Raw genomic sequence first — 16,048 nt, forward strand, 5'->3', positions numbered from 1 at the left:
CGCCTGCCCGCCCGCGGGCCACATCGCCACCATCCTGCCGGGAGCGCCCACGCGCCCCCGGCCCCTCGTCCTGCCGGAACCTGCCGCCCGGCCCGTCTTCGCCACCGTCCCGGGAGCGTCCCCCCGGCGGGTCCCCGTCCCGGCGGGACCGCCCGCGCGGGCCCTCGTCGTCATCGCGGCGCGACCGCCCGCCATCAGCGGGCCTGTCCCCCGCGCCACGACGCGACCGGCCCCCCGGAGCGTCCTCGTCACCCGGCGACCGCCCGTACGGCTCATCGCCACCGCGACGCGAACGACCGCTCGCACCGGATCGCCCGGACGCGCCGTCACCGTCACGACGCGAACGACCGCTATCTCCCGCACGCCCGGACGCGCCGTCACCATCTCGACGCGAGCGACCGCCCTGCCCCGCACGCCCGGACGAGCCGTCGCCGTCGCGGCGCGGGCGGGCTCCGGGGGCCGGGCGCCTGTGCGGGAGATCGTCGTCGCCGGGGCGCTCGTCCGGGGCGTCGTCGTGGGTGAAGGGCAGGTCGAAGGGGTCGGGGTGTTTGCGGGAGTCGTCCGGGGGCGCGGGGCGGCCCGTGCCGTCCGGACGGCCCGAGGTGTTGCGTCCCGCCCGTCCGGGGCCGCCCGGCGTACGACGGGCGGCGCCGGGCCCTCCTTGAGAGCCGGCGCCGCCCGCGCCGCGACCGGGACCTTGACCCCTGCCGCTGGTGCCGCTCACCGCCCCTGGACCGCCTGGCCGGACTCGGCGGTGTAGGGGTTGACCTTGTCCCACGCCGGGCGCATGCCGAGCTCCTCGGCCCGCCTGGCGATCTCCGTGGGCAGCTTGCCGGCCTCGTTCTTGCGCTTGAGGTCCTCGTTCTGCTGACGCTCGGCAGCGATCTCGTCCACCAGCGTCGAGGCGGTGATGGAGTCCTGGGCCAGCACGGTGTTGAGCAGCAGCAGGCTCACCAGGCCGCCGCAGAGCAGCCCGACGACGAGCAGCACGAACGGGGCGCGCTGCCGCCGCGCCGGGCGCCGCCGGACGGTCGCGCCCCCGCCGGCCACACCGCGCCCGCGGTCGGTCCGGGGACGGCGCGTGGGCGTGCCGACGCCGGGACGGGTGCCGGTGCGCGCCTCCTCGGCGGGACGCGTACGTCCCTTCGGGGAGAGGCGGGCCTCGGACGAGGAATCCGCGGGCGCGCCGCTCCGGGTACGCGTCGCGCCGGCCGGACGGCGCGTCGCGCCCTCCGCCGCACCGCGCACGCCCCCGTCCGCGCGCTCCGCACCCGTACGTGACGGACGCTCCGCACCTGTGCGGGACGGACGCTCCGCAGCCGGGCGGGCCTTGGGGTCCGGGGTGGGGCGGGCGCGGGCGGGGCGCGGCTCGGTCTCGGGGACGGGCTTGGCCGGGTGCGGGACGTCGGACCGGCGGCGGCCGGTCTTCGGCCCGGCCGCGGGCCCGGGCGTGCCCCCGGTCGCGGGCCCAGTCGTGGGCACAGTGCCGCGGGCGGGCGCGCCCCGCCGGGTCTCCTGCTCAGTCCTGGTCGTCAACACGGATCCTCTCTGCGGCCCTGAGCCGGGCCGAAGCCGCCCGCGGGTTGCGGGTCAGCTCTTCTTCGCTCGGGAGCTCGGCTCCCCTCGTCAGGAGGCGGAACCGCGGCTGGTGAGCCGGCAGCGGGACGGGCAGCCCGGGCGGGCTGGTGTCCCTGGTTCGCGCCGTGAGGACCTGCTTGGTGAGCCGGTCCTCCAAGGAGTGGTAGGAGAGCACGACGACTCTCCCGCCGAGCGCCAGCGCGTCGAGCGACGCGGGCAGGGCCGCCTCCAGGGCGGCCAGCTCCGCGTTCACCTCGATGCGCAGCGCCTGGAACGTTCGTTTGGCGGGGTTGCCCCCGGTGCGCCGGGTAGCGGCCGGAATCGCCTCGCGGACGATGTCGGCGAGCCGCTTAGTCGACGTTATGGGGTCTTTGGCCCGTTCCTTGATGATCAGGCCCGCGACACGCGGGGCGAACCTCTCCTCGCCGTAGACGCGCAGGATGCGGGTCAGCTCGGCGGCGGGGTAGGTGTTGACCACGACCTCGGCCGTGAGCTCCTGGTCGGTGTCCATGCGCATGTCGAGCGGGGCGTCGTAGGAATAGGCGAACCCGCGCCCCGCCTCGTCGAGCTGGGGCGAGGAGACGCCCAGGTCGAACAGCACCCCGTCGATCGTGCGGCGGCCCGCGCGGGCCAGCACGTCGCCCAGTTCGTCGGACGAGGCGTGGACCAGCGTGGTCCGGTCCGCGTAGGGCGCGAGCCTGCGCGTGGCGTAGCCGATCGCGAACGGGTCACGGTCGATGCCGATCAGGTGCAGCGCCGGGTGCGCGGCCAGCAGCGCCTCCGAGTGGCCGCCGAGGCCGAGGTTGGCGTCGACGACGACGGGCGCCGGGCCGGTGAGCGCCGGAGCGAGCAGCTCCAGTACGCGCTCGAGCATGACCGGAACGTGACCGGTCGTGCCTGCGTTGTCGTGCATCTCCAACCCCCCTCTCGCGTCCTGGCTCGCGGATGACGCGGCCGGTCGATGTGTCCGTCTCTCAAGGGTCCCCACCCCGGTGCCGTCCGGCCAGGTCCCCATCCGCACCCTCTTCGTGGACGCCTGCCATCTGACACCGGGGAAGGTGCATCAGCTGGCGGGCAGTGGTTGCGGGTGGAGACCTCGCCGAACGACATCTCCGACGGCTCGACCGTGACTTCTACAGGATCCCTGGCAGCACCTCCTCCGACAGGTCGGCGAACGCCTGCTCCTGCGCGTTGAGATAGGTGTCCCAGGCCTGCGCGTCCCAGATCTCCAGCCGGGTGTTGGCCCCGATGACGACGCACTCACGCTGCAGACCGGCGTAGTGCCGCAGACCCTGCGGGATCGTGATGCGCCCTTGCTTGTCTGGTTTCTCGTCGGACGCGCTGGCGAAGAAGACGCGGCTGTAGTCGCGCACCGCCTTGGCGGTGACCGGGGCGGTGCTGAGAGCCTCGGTTATGCGCTGGAACTCCTCCACGGGAAAGACGTAGAGGCATCGCTCCTGGCCTTTGGTGATCACAAGACCCTCCGCCAGCTCCTCACGGTACTTAGCCGGCAGGAACAGCCGTCCCTTGTCGTCCAGACGCGGTTGATGGGTGCCGAGGAACATCGGCCCCACCTCCCGTGCCTCGTGAAGCGCTCGGCGCTGGTGCACCGGGCCCTCCACTGCGCACCACCATACTCCACTTCTCCCCACCGTCAACTGATTCGAACCCGGTTCATACGCCGTTTTCCACGCGTTATCGCAGGTCAGGGCGATGGGCTCCGGTGGGGGGCGGTGGCGGCCCCACGGCGGCCCGTGGGCGTGTCGAACCGGGAAAAGCCCGGCGAATAACGGGCGGAGCCGCTAGAGGGGGCGGCGGTGGGGGAAAGTGGTGCGCCGCGCGGCGGAGCGTGTCACGGCATTCGCACCGCAATGCGACATGAACATGAACAAGCTCTGGCTTCTCTGGAATATCCGCAAAAGTCGCTCCGGAACCCACAGAGTCGTAGGGTCGTACAGATAATGGAAAACAATGGCATGTCTCCCGCAAAGGCACCCTTGGGCGGGGCAGGCCGTCACACCTCTCATGGAGGCCTGGTGGCAGTAACCCATGACGTCCCTCCCCAGCTCGGCGAGCTCGTCTCCACCGCGCACAGGATCCGGCAGGCCATCGAGTCGGTGATCGAGGGGAAGAGCGACGCCGTCCGCCTGACGCTGACCGTCCTGCTCGCCGAGGGCCACCTGTTGATCGAGGACGTCCCGGGCGTCGGCAAGACCATGCTGGCCAAGGCGCTGGCGCGGTCCATCGACTGTCCCGTGCGCCGGGTGCAGTTCACCCCTGACCTGTTGCCCAGTGACATCACCGGGGTGAGCGCGTACAACCAGCAGACGCGCGAGTTCGAGTTCAAGCCTGGGCCGGTGTTCGCCAACATCGTGGTGGGCGACGAGATCAACCGCGCCTCCCCGAAGACCCAGTCGGCGTTGCTGGAGTGCATGGAGGAGCGTCAGGTCACCGTCGACGGCAGGACGTACGAGCTGGACGCGCCGTTCATGGTGATCGCGACGCAGAACCCGATCGAGATGGAGGGCACCTATCCCCTGCCGGAGGCGCAGCGGGACCGGTTCACCGCCAGGGTGGCGATGGGCTATCCGGAGCCGACGGCCGAGCTGGAGATGCTCGACGTGCACGGCGGCACCTCCCCGCTGGACAAGCTGGAGCCGGTGGCGACCGAGGCCGAGGTGCGCGCGCTGATCGCGGCCGTGCGCGGCGTGTACGTCTCGCAGCCGGTCAAGAAGTACGCCATCGACCTGGTCGTGGCCACCCGGCACTCCCCGGACCTGCGGCTGGGCGCCTCCCCCCGGTCGACGCTGCAGCTCATCCGCGCGGCCAGGGCGAACGCGGCGCTGTCGGGCCGCGACTACGTCATCCCGGACGACCTGCAGGAGCTCGCCGTGCCCGTGCTCGCGCACCGGCTGCTGCCGAGCGTGGAGGCCCAGGGACAGCGCCGGCTGCCCGAGCAGGTGGTGATGGAGCTGGTCAGGCGCGTGCCGGTGCCGGAGACCCGGGCGTCGTGAGAGCCGGACTGCGAGCGCTCACCTCCAGGGGGCGCTCGTTCCTGGCCTCGGGGATCGCCGCGCTGGTGATGGCGTTCCTGCTGGGCGAGAACGACCTGTTCAGGATCGGCGTGCTGGTGACGGCGCTGCCGCTGCTGGCGGCCCTGGTGGTGGCGCGCACCCGCTACCGGCTGAGCTGCGCCCGGCGGCTGGACCCGTCCCGCGCGGAGGCCGGCGGCGAGGCCACCGTGACCCTGCGCCTGGAGAACGTGACCAGGCTGCCGACCGGGCTGCTGCTGATCGAGGACACCGTCCCGTACGCGCTGGGCGTGCGGCCCAGGTTCGTGCTGGACCGGGTGGAGGCGCGCGGCATCCGGGAGATCGACTACAAGGTCCGCTCGGATCTGCGCGGCCGCTACCCGATCGGGCCGCTGTCGGTGCGCATCGCCGACCCGTTCGGGCTGGTGGAGCTGACCAGGGCGTTCACGATCACCGACACGCTGGTGGTCACGCCGCAGGTGGTGGCGCTGCCGCACGTGCGCCTGTCTGGCGAGTGGACCGGTGGCGGCGACAGCCGCACCCGCAGCGTGGCGGCGGCGGGCGACGACGACGTCGCCCCGCGCGAGTACCGGCAGGGCGACGACCTGCGGCGGGTGCACTGGCGCTCGACCGCCCGCCACGGCGAGCTGATGGTGCGGCGTGAGGAGCAGCAGTGGCAGAGCCGAGGCGCGCTCCTGCTCGACACCCGGCGCTTCGCCCACCGCGGCGAGGGCCCGCGCTCCTCCTTCGAGGTGGCCGCGGCGGCGGCGGCCTCGATCGGCGTGCACCTGGCCCGTGAGGGGCTCGGCCTGCGGCTGGTCACCGACCAGGGTGCCGAGCACCTGACGGACACCGGGCTGAGCTGGTCGCTGCTGGACACGCTGGCGATGGTGCGCGGCAGCTCCGCCAGGTCGCTGGAGATGGGCGTCTCGGCGCTGCGTCAGGGCGGCGGTGACGGGCTGATCGTGGCCGTGCTCGGCGCGCTCGACGCCGACGAGGCCCGCGAGCTGGCCAGACTGCGGCACAGCGGCATCACCGGAGTGGCGGTGCTGCTCGACGTGGGCACGTGGGACGGCGGCGACCCCGGCTCGACGGAGAACTACGACGCCGTGCAGACCGTGCTGGCCGGCTACGGCTGGCGGATCGTCCGGCTGCCCGCGGGCGTCTCGATCGCCTCGGTCTGGCAGGACGCCGCCAGCCGCGGCAGGTACGTGCTCAGCGGAGGTTCGGCATGAGGCTTTCTGTGGCGTCCGCCGTGGCGACGTTCGCCGCGGCGATTCTGCTCTATCCGCTCTTCGAGGGCGGCTACTGGTTCTGGGCGTCGCTGGGCGCGGTGCTGGCCGTGATGGCGGCCAGCCTGCTGAGCGGGCGGCTGTCGCTGCCCGCGTGGGCGGCGCCGCTGGTGAGCCTGGCCGGGCTCGGCGTCTACCTCACGGTGTCCTTCTCCGCCGAGGAGGCGTGGGCGCTGGTCGTGCCCACCAAGGCGTCGCTGCTGGAGCTGGCCGATCTGCTGACCACCGGGTGGGCCGACATCCAGCGGTTCGCCGCGCCGGTGCCGGCCAACGAGGCCATCTCCCTGCTGACCGCCGGTGGCGTGGGCCTGATCGCGGTCATCGTCGACCTGTTCGCCACCCGGCTGCGGCGCGCGGCGCTGTCGGGGCTGCCGCTGCTGGCCCTGGCCACGGTGCCGGCCACGATCCTGGCCGACCCGATCAGCTGGCCCGCCTTCATCGTCGCGGCGCTCGGCTTCACCGCCCTGCTGATCGCCGACGGCCGCGAGCGGGTGGGCCACTGGGGCCGGGCGGTGCTGGTGCGCCGGACCCGCGCGGCCCAGCAGGCGCCGCGGGCCGGCCAGGCCGACACGAGCGGGCTGCGCCTGTCGGGCAAGCGCATCGGCTTCGCGGCGATCGCGCTGGCGGTGGTGCTGCCCGCGGCGCTGCCGGCGATGGAACCGGTCTCCTTCTTCACCTTCGGCGTGGGCGGCAGCGGCTCCGGGCGGGGCAACTCGATCAGCATCCCGGACCCGATCGCGGACCTGAAGGGCCGGTTGGAGCTGCCGGAGCGGCGCACCGTCCTGACCTACACCAACAACGACAGCAAACCGCGCTACCTGCGCATCTACGCGCTCGACACGTTCGACGGCGAGCAGTTCGGGATGACCCAGCCGCAGGGCTCGCCCGACAACCGGACGGACAACGGCCCGCTGCCCCCGCCCCCCGGCCTCGGGCAGAACGTGAAGGTGACGGACGTCAGCACCAGGATCGCGATGAGCGAGGAGATCTCCAAGCTGGCCTTCCTGCCGTTGCCGTACCCGCCGAAGGCGATCGAGGTGGACGGCGACTGGCGGGCGGACGTCAGCACGCTGATGGTCTTCTCCACCCGCGAGGAGGCGGCCGGGCTCGAGTACCAGGTCGTGTCGAGCGAGCCGCAGGTCACCTCGGAGCTGCTCGACTCGCTCCCGTCCAGCCGCGAGGGGGCCGACCCCCGCTACCTGCGGCTGCCGGAGAACCTGCCGCTGGAGATCAGGGAGCTGGCCTTCCGGGAGACGCGGGACGCCGAGACGAGCTATCAGGCGGCGGCGAAGCTCCAGGAGTTCTTCACCAGGACCGGCGGGTTCGTCTACAGCCTCAGGACGCAGGGGCACAGCAACTCGGCGCTGCAGGACTTCCTGCTGGCCAGCCGGGCGGGCTACTGCGAGCAGTTCGCGGCCTCGATGGCGCTGCTGGCCAGGATCGTCGGCATCCCGTCGCGGGTGGCGATCGGCTACACGGGCGGCACGCAGATCGGCGGCCAGTGGACGGTGGCGACGAACGACTCCCACGCCTGGCCCGAGCTGTACTTCGAGGGCGTGGGCTGGCTGCCGTTCGAGCCGACGCCGTCGGGCTCGGCCGGGCAGGGCAGCGCCCGGGTGCCCGCGTACACGATCCCGCAGACGCCGTCGAGCAGCAGCGCCGAGGAGCCGACGCCGGGCTCGACCGGCAGCGCCGACAGCGAGGCGCTGGGCCCGCAGAACCGCCAGAACCCGCGCCAGCTCGACCGTGAGGCGGAGCTGCTGGCCAACGGCGGGCTGCCCGCCGAGGAGTCGACCCCGCTGATCGCGCAGATCGGCCTCGGCGCGGGCCTGCTCCTGCTGGTGCTGCTCATCCCGGCCGCGGTGCGGCTGTTCACCCGCAGCAGGCGGGTGCGCGCGCTGGGCTGGAAGGTGACGCGGCCTGCGGACGAGGTGACGGCCAGGGTCGCGGCGGGCCGCCATCCCGCGGTCGCGGCCGTCTGGGCGGAGCTGGACGACGCGCTGTGCGACTACGGGATGGCGCGCCTGCCCAGCGAGACGCCGCGCGCGCTGGCACGGCGGCTGACGGAGCAGTACGAGTTCGACTCCGAGGCGGCGGCGTCGATCGCGGCGATCGCCTCGACGGTGGAGCGGGTGCTGTACGCCAGGGATCCGGGCGAGATCGCGCCGATGGGCAAGGACCTGCGGCGGGTGCGTCAGGCGCTGGCGGCGACCGTGTCGCGGGCCAGGCGGGTGCGGGCGGTGCTGCTGCCCCCGTCGACGATGCGCCGGCTACGGGCCGTGGGCGAGGGACTGCTCGACGGGTTCGACCGGCTGGAGAACATCAGGCTGCGCAGGACGGCATCGCAGAAGGGCACGTGACGAAACGGCCGGACGTGCGGCCGCTCCCCGGAAGGGGGCGGCCGCACGTCCGGTTCACGGGCAGGTGAGGCTCAGCGCTCGTCGTGACGGCGGCGCCAGCGCTCCTCCATGCGTTCCATGAAGGTCCCCCGGTTTCCCCGGCGGGCCTGTTTGCCCGGAGCGGGGGCGCCGGGCGCGGGGGCGGAATCGCCGCCGAACCCGTTCATGCGTTTCCAACTGGACAGACCCCACAGACACGCGGCGAGCATGACCACGAAACCGCCGACGCCGAGCGGGATCAAGTTGATCACCACGCCGACCATCAGCAGGACGACACCGAGAGCAAAGCCGACGGAGGCTTTGATCAGGCGACGCCTGTAATGGCTGCGCGGGTCACTGATCCTTACGGTGTTGGCCCACTTCGGGTCCTCGGCGTAGAGGGCCTGCTCGATCTGGTCGAGCAAGCGCTGCTCGTGCTCAGAGAGCGGCACGGCGCCTCCCAAGGACGGCCCCTGGACGGGGAAGACGGCAACGGACGACACGGGGTGTCCGAACCTCGCGGTCGGTTATCCCCAGAATACGAGGCTGTAGACGTAGGCGAAAGCAAACGTCCAACGCAGACCAAACCGGAGGTGACGTCATGGCTTCATTCTGCGCCATATCGCACTCCTCCCCCGAAGTCGTGACATCTCCTCACGCCTCCATTTCATCAAGTCTGCCCCGAACAAGCGAAGCGGGGAGCACCGCATCGGGGCCGAATCTCCGCGTGGCCCGGTCCATGGCCTGTTCGGCCTCGCGCCAGCCGGTCTCCCGCTCCCCCAGGCTGAGCTGGCGCGTTGCCGAATCCGCCGGACGCAGGCCCTCCATCCGGACCCCGACGAGGCGCAGCCGCACCCGCTCCAGACCTGCCGCCCGGAACAGCTCGCACGCTGTGGCGTAAATCTCCTGGGCGACGTCGGTCGGCTCCTTGAGAGTCCGGGACCGGCTGATCGTGGAGAAGTCGGCTCGGCGCAGCTTCACACTTACAGTCCTGCCCACGTGTCCCGCCTTACGCATCCTGGCGGCGACGCGTTCGGACAGTCGTAGCAGCTCACGCCTGATCACCTCGGGGTCGTCGACGTCGGCGGCGAAGGTCTCCTCGTTGCCGATGCTCTTGTCGGGGACGTGCGCGGTCACCGGCCGCTCGTCGCGGCCCCACGCCAGCGCCGCCAGGTGCCCGCCGGACGCCTGGCCGAGCTCGCGCTGGAGCGTGGCCGCCGGCACCCTGGCCAGGTCGCCGACGGTGCGGATGCCGAGGCGGACCAGCGACTGCTCGGTGCGCTCGCCCACGCCCCACAGCGCCGAGACGGGCAGCGGGTGCAGGAAGGCCACGACGTCGTCGGGCGGCACCACCAGCATGCCGTCCGGCTTGCACTGCTTTGAGGCGAGTTTGGCGATGAATTTGCTGGCGGCGACGCCCACGGAGCACGTGATGCCGTAGCGCTCCAGGACCTCGGCCCTGATCCCGGCGGCGATCACGGCGGGCGAGCCCAGCCTGCGCCGGGCGCCGGCCACGTCGAGGAACGCCTCGTCGGAGGCGATCGGCTCGACCAGCGGCGTGATCGCGTGGAAGATCTCCATCACCCCCTTGGAGACCTCGGAGTATTTGCCGTGGCTGGGCGGGATGATCGTGGCCTGCGGGCACAGCCGGCGCGCCCGGCTCATCGGCATCGCCGAGTGCACGCCCTGCGCCCTGGCCTCGTAGGTGGCGCTCAGCACCACGCCCCGGCCGGCGGGCGAGCCCACGATCACCGGCCGGCCCCGCAGCTCCGGCCGCTCCAGAAGCTCGACGCTGGCGAAGAAGGCGTCCATGTCGACGTGCAGGATCGGGCAGCCGCTGTCGTCGCCCCCGGTCTGTGGAGCGGGGCCGATGCCGGTGATCTGCTTGCGAGACACGCCGCCGAGTCTATCCGAACACGCGTTCTACGCCGATGCCTTGTGGCCCAGCACGTGGACCTGCGTCGCGATGTCGCGCAGCACCGGATGGGCGGAGGCGGCCTGCTCCAGCGCCACCAGGGCCTCGGCGGCCCCCGGCTCGCCGTCGACCAGCCGGCTGGGCACCAGGTCGGCGAAGACCCGCACCCCGTGCACCGCCCCGGGCCGGAACCCGGCCGCGGCCAGCAGCCCGGTGAGGGTCTCACCGGTGAAGCGGCGCGGCGTGGGGTCGCGGTCGCCCCAGCTCCCTCTCGGGTCGCTCAACGCCGCCCTGGCCTCGTCGAACTGCCCGGCCAGCGCCCGGTGGATGGCACTGGCGACCGGGTTGGCGGCCAGCACGCTCACCGCGCCGCCCCCGCGCAGCAGCCCGGCCATCGCGGCCAGCGCGCCGACGGGGTCGTCCACGTATTCGAGCACGCTGTGGCACAGCACCAGGTCGGCGCTGTCACGGCTGAGCAGGTCGCCCAGGTCGGCGGCGTCGCCCTGCAGCCCGCGCACGCCCACGCCGCGCTCCTTCGCCCGGCGCTCCAGCGCGGCCAGCGAGTCGGGGCTGGGATCGACGACGGTCACGGTGTGGCCCAGCGCGGCCAGCGGCACGGCGAAACCTCCGGTGCCGCCCCCGGCGTCGACGATGTCGAGCGCCTCGCGCCCGGTGGCGGCTGCCAGCTCGGCCAGCACCGCCCGTAGCGCGTCCCAGACGACGGCGGTCCGCACCGCCGGGGCCTTCGTGACGCCTTCAGCACGCAACGTCGAGCCTCCCTCTTTCCGCCGACCCGCCCAGCCTACGCCGTACGGACCACGTTCCGCTCCCCCGCTTTCCCGTACGGCACACGCCCGGCGCCCCGGTCCTTCGCGTACGGCACACGCCCGGCGCCCCGGTCCTTCGCGTACGGCACTCTTACTCCTCCCCAGCCCTGTTGTACGGCATGGGTGTGATTTGGCGTACTTCGCATCATGAAAGATTGCAGATCCTGAAATTTCTTCCCTACCCTGTTCGTTGTGACCACCGTGGACAGCAACGAAGAGCTCGGGCGGAGGGACCGCAAGAAGCTCGAGACCCGCGCGGCGCTGGAGCGCGCCGCTCTGACGCTGGTCGCCGAGCGCGGCCTCGCCGGGGTCACGGTGGAGGACATCGCGGAGGCGGTGGACGTCTCCTCGCGCACGTTCTTCAACTACTTCCCCTCCAAGGAAGACGCCCTCATCGGCCGGAACCGGATGGTCGGCGCCGAGCTCAAGGAAAGGCTGGCCGGCGTCCCCTCCGGGGTGCCCGCGCTCGACGCGCTGCGCCTGGTGCTGCGCGAGCAGGCCGTGCAGGTGCAGGACCAGCGCGAATGGTGGATGCTGCGGCTGAAGGTGCTCGAACAGAACCCCTCGCTCCTGCCGCACCTCATCTCCGGCGGCGTCGAGACCGAGCTCTTGCTGACCGGCCTGATCGCCGAACGGGTCGGCGACGACGGCTACGCCCACCTCGTGACGGCCGTCTCCCTGGCGGCCTTCCGGGCCACGATGATGCGCTGGAGCTCCGGTGACGGCGTCCCCAAGCTGGTCGTGCTGCTCGACGAGGCCTTCGCCCGGCTGGCCGACGGCCTGTCCACTCCCTGACCCCCGCCCGTTGACACCGCGCGACGCCCGACCCGGGTGCCGCGCGTCCCTGCCTGAGAGGAAACATGACAACGACCAGCGCGCAGCCCGGTCCTGAGGCCGCGCCCGCCGAGCGCACTTCCCGGCGCAAGGTCCTGCAGGCGCTATCCGGGCTGATGGTGGGCATGTTCGTGTCCATCCTGGCCTCGACCGTCGTGGCCAACGCCCTGCCACGCATCATCACCGACCTGAACGGCTCCCAGACCGTCTACACCTGGATCGTCACCTCCGAGCTGCTGGCCATGACGGCCACGGTGCCGCTCTGGGGGAAGATGGCCGACCTTTACAGCAAGAAGCTGCTCATCCAGCTCTCCCTGGGACTGTTCGTCGCGGGCTCGCTGATCGCGGGCCTGACGCCGAACGTGGAGATCCTCATCGTCAGCCGTGTCGTCCAGGGCATCGGCGCGGGCGGCATGACCGCGCTGTCCATGGTCGTGATGGCGGCCATGATCCCGCCGCGCGAGCTGGGCCGCTACGCCGGCATCTTCGGCGCCGTGTTCGGCATCGGCACGGTCGCCGGGCCGCTGATCGGCGGCGTGCTCGTGGACACCTCCTGGCTCGGCTGGCGCTGGTGCTTCCTGTTCGGGGTGCCGTTCACGATCGTGGCCATCATCCTGCTGCAGCGCACGCTCAACCTGCCGGTCGTGCGCAAGGACGTGAAGGTCGACTACCTGGGCGCGCTGCTCATCACCGTGGGCGTCTCCACGCTGCTCATCTGGTCGTCGCTGGCGGGCCACCAGTTCGCCTGGGGCTCCTGGTGGACGGTGGGCCTCGTGGGCGGCGGCGTGATCGTCCTGGCGCTGGCCGTCTGGGTGGAGTCGCGGGCGTCGGAGCCGATCATCCCGCTGTACCTCTTCCGCAACCGGACCGTCGCCCTGGCCACGGTGGCCAGCGTGCTGGTGGGTGTGGCGATGTTCGGCGGCACGGTGTTCCTGTCGCAGTACTTCCAGGTGGCGCTCGGCAAGTCGCCGACCGTCGCCGGCCTGATGAGCCTGCCGATGGTGTTCGGCCTGCTGATCTCCTCGACCGTCGCGGGCCAGCTCATCACCAAGTGGGGCCGCTGGAAGGGCTTCCTGGTGGCCGGCGGCGTCACCATGCTCGCCGGCATGGGCCTGCTCAGCACCATCGACGGGCAGACCAGCACGGTGCTGCTCGGCGTCTACATGGCGGTGCTCGGCATCGGCGTCGGCATGCTCATGCAGAACCTGGTCCTGGCGGCCCAGAACGACGTCGACGCGCACGACCTGGGCGTCACCACCTCGGCGCTGTCGTTCTTCCGCAGCATGGGCGGCACGATCGGCGTCAGCGCGCTGGGCGCGGTGCTCGCCAACCAGGTCACCTCGCAGCTGACCGAGCGGCTCGGCCCGCTCGCAGCGGGCGGCGGTGGCGGTGGCGAGGCGGCCGTCCCGGACATCTCCACGCTGCCGGCGCCGGTGGTGCGGATCATCCAGGACGTGTACGCGACGGCCACCGCCGACCTGTTCCTCATCGGGGTGCCGCTGACGGCGCTGGCCCTGGTGGCGGTGCTGTTCATCAAGGAGAAGCCGCTGAACGACCTGTCGGGCGAGGAGCGCCTGGCGCAGGAGCGGGCGGTGGCCTCCAGCCACTGACCGGCCACTCCGAACCGCCGCTGAACGGCGACCGATCCTCAGGTCGCGGGCCGCGTCCAGCCTTCGGGCCGGACGCGGCCTTCGCCGTCTTGACGGGGGGACGCTCCCGCTAGAGCGTCAGGCTGGGCTTGAGCTGCTTGAAGCGGGCCAGCAGCCCGTTGATGAACTGCGGGGACTCGTCCGTCGACAGCTCACCGGCCAGGTGCACCCACTCGCTGATGACGACGCCCTCGGGGACGTCGGGCATCCACAGGAGCTCGTAGGTGCCGCCGCGCAGCAGGTTGCGGTCGACGGCGGGCATGCGGTCGAGGGTCCAGCCCTCGGAGTAGGTGGTGATGAGCTCGTCGATGCGGGCGCGGTGCCGCGCCACGCCTTCGACGATGGCCGAGGTGTACTCGTTCACCGGGGGGTCGCGCCGCTCGACCCGCTCGGCGAGGATCTTGAGCGGGTCCTCGGTGCGCAGCTCGGCCTCGAACAGGATGTCGAGGGCGCGCCGGCGTGCTTTGCCTCGTGCCGACACCTCAGGCCCGGCCGAGGTACTCGCCGCTGCGGGTGTCGACCTTGACCCGCTCGCCGGTGGTGATGAACAGCGGCACCTTGATCTCGGCGCCGGTCTCCAGGGTGGCGGGCTTGGTGCCGCCGGTGGAGCGGTCGCCCTGCAGGCCGGGCTCGGTCTCGGCGACGGTCAGCTCGGCCGCCGCGGGCAGGTCCACGTAGAGCGCGGAGCCCTCGTTGAAGGCCACCGTGGCCAGGGTGTTCTCCAGCATGTAGTTGGCGGCGTCGCCGACGGTGCGGCTGGGCACGTTGACCATGTCGTAGGTCTCGGTGTCCATGAACACGAAGTCGTCGCCGTCACGGTAGGAATACTGCATCTCGCGCTTGTCGACGTTGGCCACGTCGACCTTCACCCCGGCGTTGAAGGTCTTGTCGACGACCTTGCCGGAGAGCACGTTCTTGAGCTTGGTGCGCACGAACGCGCCGCCCTTGCCCGGCTTGACGTGCTGGAATTCCACGACGGCCCACAGCTCACCACCGTCGAGCTTCAGCACCATGCCGTTCTTGAGGTCGTTGGTCGTCGCCACTCGTTCTCTCCCGCGTGTGGCCGCTCTAAAGGACGAGCAGCTCCTTGGTCGTCTTGGTGAAAAGTTCCGCGCCGCCCCCGCGTGTCACGACTGTGTCCTCGATGCGAACGCCGCCCCGGCCCGGGAGGTAGACCCCCGGCTCGACGGTGATCGGAACTCGGTCCTCAAGTCTACCGGTACGCGACGGGCCGAGGAACGGCTCCTCGTGGATCTCCAGGCCGACCCCGTGCCCGAGGCCGTGACGGAAGTGGTCACCGTGGCCCGCGGCCTCGATGATGTCGCGTGAGGCGGCGTCCACCTGCTTGGCCTCGGCGCCGGGGGTGACCGCCCGGCTGCCGGCCCGCTGCGCCTCGGCCACCAGCTCGTAGATCTCGCGCTGCCAGTCGGCGGGCTCGCCGAGGCTGACCGTACGGGTCATGTCGGCGTGGTAGCCCTGGTAGAGGGCGCCGAAGTCCATCGTGACGAGGTCGCCGGAGCGCAGTTCCCTGTCGGTGGGGGCGTGGTGCGGGACGGCGCCGTTCTCGCCGGCGGCGACGATGGTCTCGAAGGCGGGCTTGTCGGCGCCCAGCTCGATCATCCGCGCGTCGAGCAGCCTGGCCAGGTCGCGCTCGGTGACGCCGGGCCCGATGGTCCGGGAGATGTCGGCGAACGCCTGGTCGGTGATGGCGCAGGCGGTGCGCAGGAGCTCCAGCTCGTCGTCGTCCTTGACCGCCCGGAGCCGCTCGACCAGGGGCTCCAGCGGCACGAGCCGGTCGCCCAGCCGGTCGCCGAGCCGGTTGTAGGTGGCGACGCTCATGCTCGCGGCCTCGATGCCCACGCCGGGGGCGGCCAGCTCGCCCGCCACGTCCGATGCCTCCATGGCCTCGACGTCGAGGCCATGGGTCTTGTCGATGTAGCGGTTGTCGGTGACGAGCAGCGCCGAGCCGTCCCCTCTGATGAGGACGGCGGCGTTGGAGCTGGTCAGCCCCGTGAGATAGCGGACGTTGACGCCTGAGGTGACCAGCATCGCCTCGACCTCGTGCGCGGGCAGCATCGCCGCGAGCCGGGCCCGCCGCTCCTGGTAATTGACCGTCATTTCGCCAATGTACGCGTATCGAATGTCAAATCGGTCCCTACTCTAGGCGCCATTCGCTCAGCCACTCCGGCAGCGGGCCCTCGTTCGCGATCTCGCCCTTCTCCTGGGCCCTCAGGAGGTCGCGCAGGACGCCCCGGACATGGTCGCGCCCGGACTCCTCGTGGCCCTCGGCGAACTTGCGCGCGGCCTTGGCGAGCTTGTCCCTGGCCTTTCTCGCGACCGGGGGATTGATGCCGTTCAGGCGCATCTGGGCGGTCAGCGCGGAGTCGAACTGCCTGAGGTAGCCCGCCCAGCCGCCCGGAGGCTGCCCGGCGCCGACCGTGCCCTTGGGGTTCGCCCCGTCCGTCTCCCGCAGCGCGCTGGGCTCGGGAGCGCTGCGGGAGACGGACGGGGCGAACCCCGTGGGCGCGGTCGGCGTCGGGCAG

General features: G+C 71.9%; 15 protein-coding genes. 5 read left to right on the forward strand and 10 right to left on the reverse strand.

Features of this window, described 5'->3' with window-relative positions; genetic code table 11:
* Positions 1-720 precede the first annotated feature (720 nt).
* From ADY59_RS50140 to mraZ, 3 genes are all read right to left on the reverse strand, one after another.
* Positions 721-1,536 carry a hypothetical protein gene (locus ADY59_RS50140; protein ID WP_156325605.1) on the reverse strand — a complete coding sequence of 272 codons (816 nt, stop codon included), beginning with the start codon at positions 1,534-1,536 and terminating at the stop codon, positions 721-723.
* Complete coding sequence (gene rsmH / locus ADY59_RS19540) at positions 1,520-2,491, reverse strand: 16S rRNA (cytosine(1402)-N(4))-methyltransferase RsmH (RefSeq protein WP_049564140.1); 972 nt, start codon at positions 2,489-2,491, stop codon at positions 1,520-1,522. Before rsmH ends, ADY59_RS50140 begins: the two co-directional genes overlap by 17 nt.
* Before the next feature lie 220 nt (positions 2,492-2,711).
* On the reverse strand, positions 2,712-3,143 hold the full coding sequence (gene mraZ, locus ADY59_RS19545) for a division/cell wall cluster transcriptional repressor MraZ (RefSeq protein ID WP_049564112.1): 432 nt from the start codon (positions 3,141-3,143) through the stop codon (positions 2,712-2,714).
* 411 nt (positions 3,144-3,554) lie between these two features.
* Between mraZ and ADY59_RS19550 the strand changes: the two genes are divergently transcribed.
* The 3 genes from ADY59_RS19550 to ADY59_RS19560 are packed head-to-tail and all read left to right on the forward strand — an operon-like array spanning position 3,555 to position 8,262.
* The gene (locus ADY59_RS19550; protein WP_082310238.1) at positions 3,555-4,592 is read left to right on the forward strand and encodes an AAA family ATPase; all 1,038 of its coding nucleotides are present in this window, start codon (positions 3,555-3,557) and stop codon (positions 4,590-4,592) included.
* A complete protein-coding gene (locus tag ADY59_RS19555) occupies positions 4,589-5,845 on the forward strand; it encodes a DUF58 domain-containing protein (RefSeq protein ID WP_049564115.1) in 1,257 nt (418 codons plus the stop codon). The genes ADY59_RS19550 and ADY59_RS19555 overlap by 4 nt, the downstream gene beginning before the upstream one ends.
* The gene (locus ADY59_RS19560; protein ID WP_049564117.1) at positions 5,842-8,262 is read left to right on the forward strand and encodes a transglutaminase family protein; all 2,421 of its coding nucleotides are present in this window, start codon (positions 5,842-5,844) and stop codon (positions 8,260-8,262) included. The genes ADY59_RS19555 and ADY59_RS19560 overlap by 4 nt, the downstream gene beginning before the upstream one ends.
* Positions 8,263-8,333: 71 nt before the next feature.
* Here the strand turns inward: ADY59_RS19560 and ADY59_RS19565 are convergent, their stop codons facing one another.
* The 3 genes from ADY59_RS19565 to ADY59_RS19575 all read right to left on the reverse strand — a co-directional run bounded on the left by ADY59_RS19565 (position 8,334) and on the right by ADY59_RS19575 (position 10,962).
* Complete coding sequence (locus ADY59_RS19565) at positions 8,334-8,732, reverse strand: DUF3040 domain-containing protein (protein ID WP_049564141.1); 399 nt, start codon at positions 8,730-8,732, stop codon at positions 8,334-8,336.
* A gap of 202 nt (positions 8,733-8,934) precedes the next feature.
* Positions 8,935-10,176, reverse strand: coding sequence for a DNA polymerase IV (dinB, locus tag ADY59_RS19570; RefSeq protein WP_049564119.1), 1,242 nt, complete (start codon positions 10,174-10,176; stop codon positions 8,935-8,937).
* A 27-nt stretch (positions 10,177-10,203) separates the two neighbouring features.
* Entirely contained in the window at positions 10,204-10,962 is a 759-nt protein-coding gene (locus tag ADY59_RS19575; protein ID WP_049564120.1) for a methyltransferase domain-containing protein, read from the reverse strand.
* Between the two features lie 252 nt (positions 10,963-11,214).
* Between ADY59_RS19575 and ADY59_RS19580 the strand changes: the two genes are divergently transcribed.
* Together ADY59_RS19580 and ADY59_RS19585 are read left to right on the forward strand one after the other, a co-directional pair.
* Positions 11,215-11,817 (forward strand): acyl-CoA-like ligand-binding transcription factor, encoded by a 603-nt coding sequence (locus tag ADY59_RS19580; RefSeq protein ID WP_231618790.1) that lies wholly within the window; start codon positions 11,215-11,217, stop codon positions 11,815-11,817.
* Positions 11,818-11,882: 65 nt separating this feature from the next.
* On the forward strand, positions 11,883-13,466 hold the full coding sequence (locus ADY59_RS19585) for an MDR family MFS transporter (RefSeq protein WP_049564122.1): 1,584 nt from the start codon (positions 11,883-11,885) through the stop codon (positions 13,464-13,466).
* Between the two features lie 109 nt (positions 13,467-13,575).
* On the opposite strand, the gene nusB is transcribed toward ADY59_RS19585, so the two are convergent.
* The 4 genes from nusB to ADY59_RS51525 form a co-directional block, all read right to left on the reverse strand.
* On the reverse strand, positions 13,576-13,986 hold the full coding sequence (gene nusB, locus ADY59_RS19590) for a transcription antitermination factor NusB (RefSeq protein ID WP_049564124.1): 411 nt from the start codon (positions 13,984-13,986) through the stop codon (positions 13,576-13,578).
* A 1-nt stretch (position 13,987) separates the two neighbouring features.
* A complete protein-coding gene (efp, locus tag ADY59_RS19595) occupies positions 13,988-14,548 on the reverse strand; it encodes an elongation factor P (RefSeq protein WP_049564126.1) in 561 nt (186 codons plus the stop codon).
* 25 nt (positions 14,549-14,573) lie between these two features.
* A complete protein-coding gene (locus ADY59_RS19600) occupies positions 14,574-15,623 on the reverse strand; it encodes a M24 family metallopeptidase (protein WP_049564128.1) in 1,050 nt (349 codons plus the stop codon).
* Positions 15,624-15,660: 37 nt separating this feature from the next.
* Positions 15,661-16,048 (reverse strand): hypothetical protein (locus ADY59_RS51525; RefSeq protein WP_049564130.1); only part of this gene is annotated, 388 nt, incomplete at its 5' end.

This window comes from Nonomuraea sp. SBT364 (assembly GCF_001083785.1).
In the GTDB taxonomy this organism is placed as follows: Bacteria; Actinomycetota; Actinomycetes; order Streptosporangiales; family Streptosporangiaceae; genus Nonomuraea.

What these genes read in the sequence shown, in the direction of transcription:
- mraZ (WP_049564112.1), bottom strand. Translation starts at nt 3,143, where the DNA reads ATGTTCCTCGGCACCCATCAACCGCGTCTGGACGACAAGGGACGGCTG.
- ADY59_RS19585 (WP_049564122.1), top strand. Translation starts at nt 11,883, where the DNA reads ATGACAACGACCAGCGCGCAGCCCGGTCCTGAGGCCGCGCCCGCCGAG.
- ADY59_RS19600 (WP_049564128.1), bottom strand. Translation starts at nt 15,623, where the DNA reads ATGACGGTCAATTACCAGGAGCGGCGGGCCCGGCTCGCGGCGATGCTG.
- rsmH (WP_049564140.1), bottom strand. Translation starts at nt 2,491, where the DNA reads ATGCACGACAACGCAGGCACGACCGGTCACGTTCCGGTCATGCTCGAG.
- ADY59_RS19560 (WP_049564117.1), top strand. Translation starts at nt 5,842, where the DNA reads ATGAGGCTTTCTGTGGCGTCCGCCGTGGCGACGTTCGCCGCGGCGATT.
- ADY59_RS19550 (WP_082310238.1), top strand. Translation starts at nt 3,555, where the DNA reads ATGTCTCCCGCAAAGGCACCCTTGGGCGGGGCAGGCCGTCACACCTCT.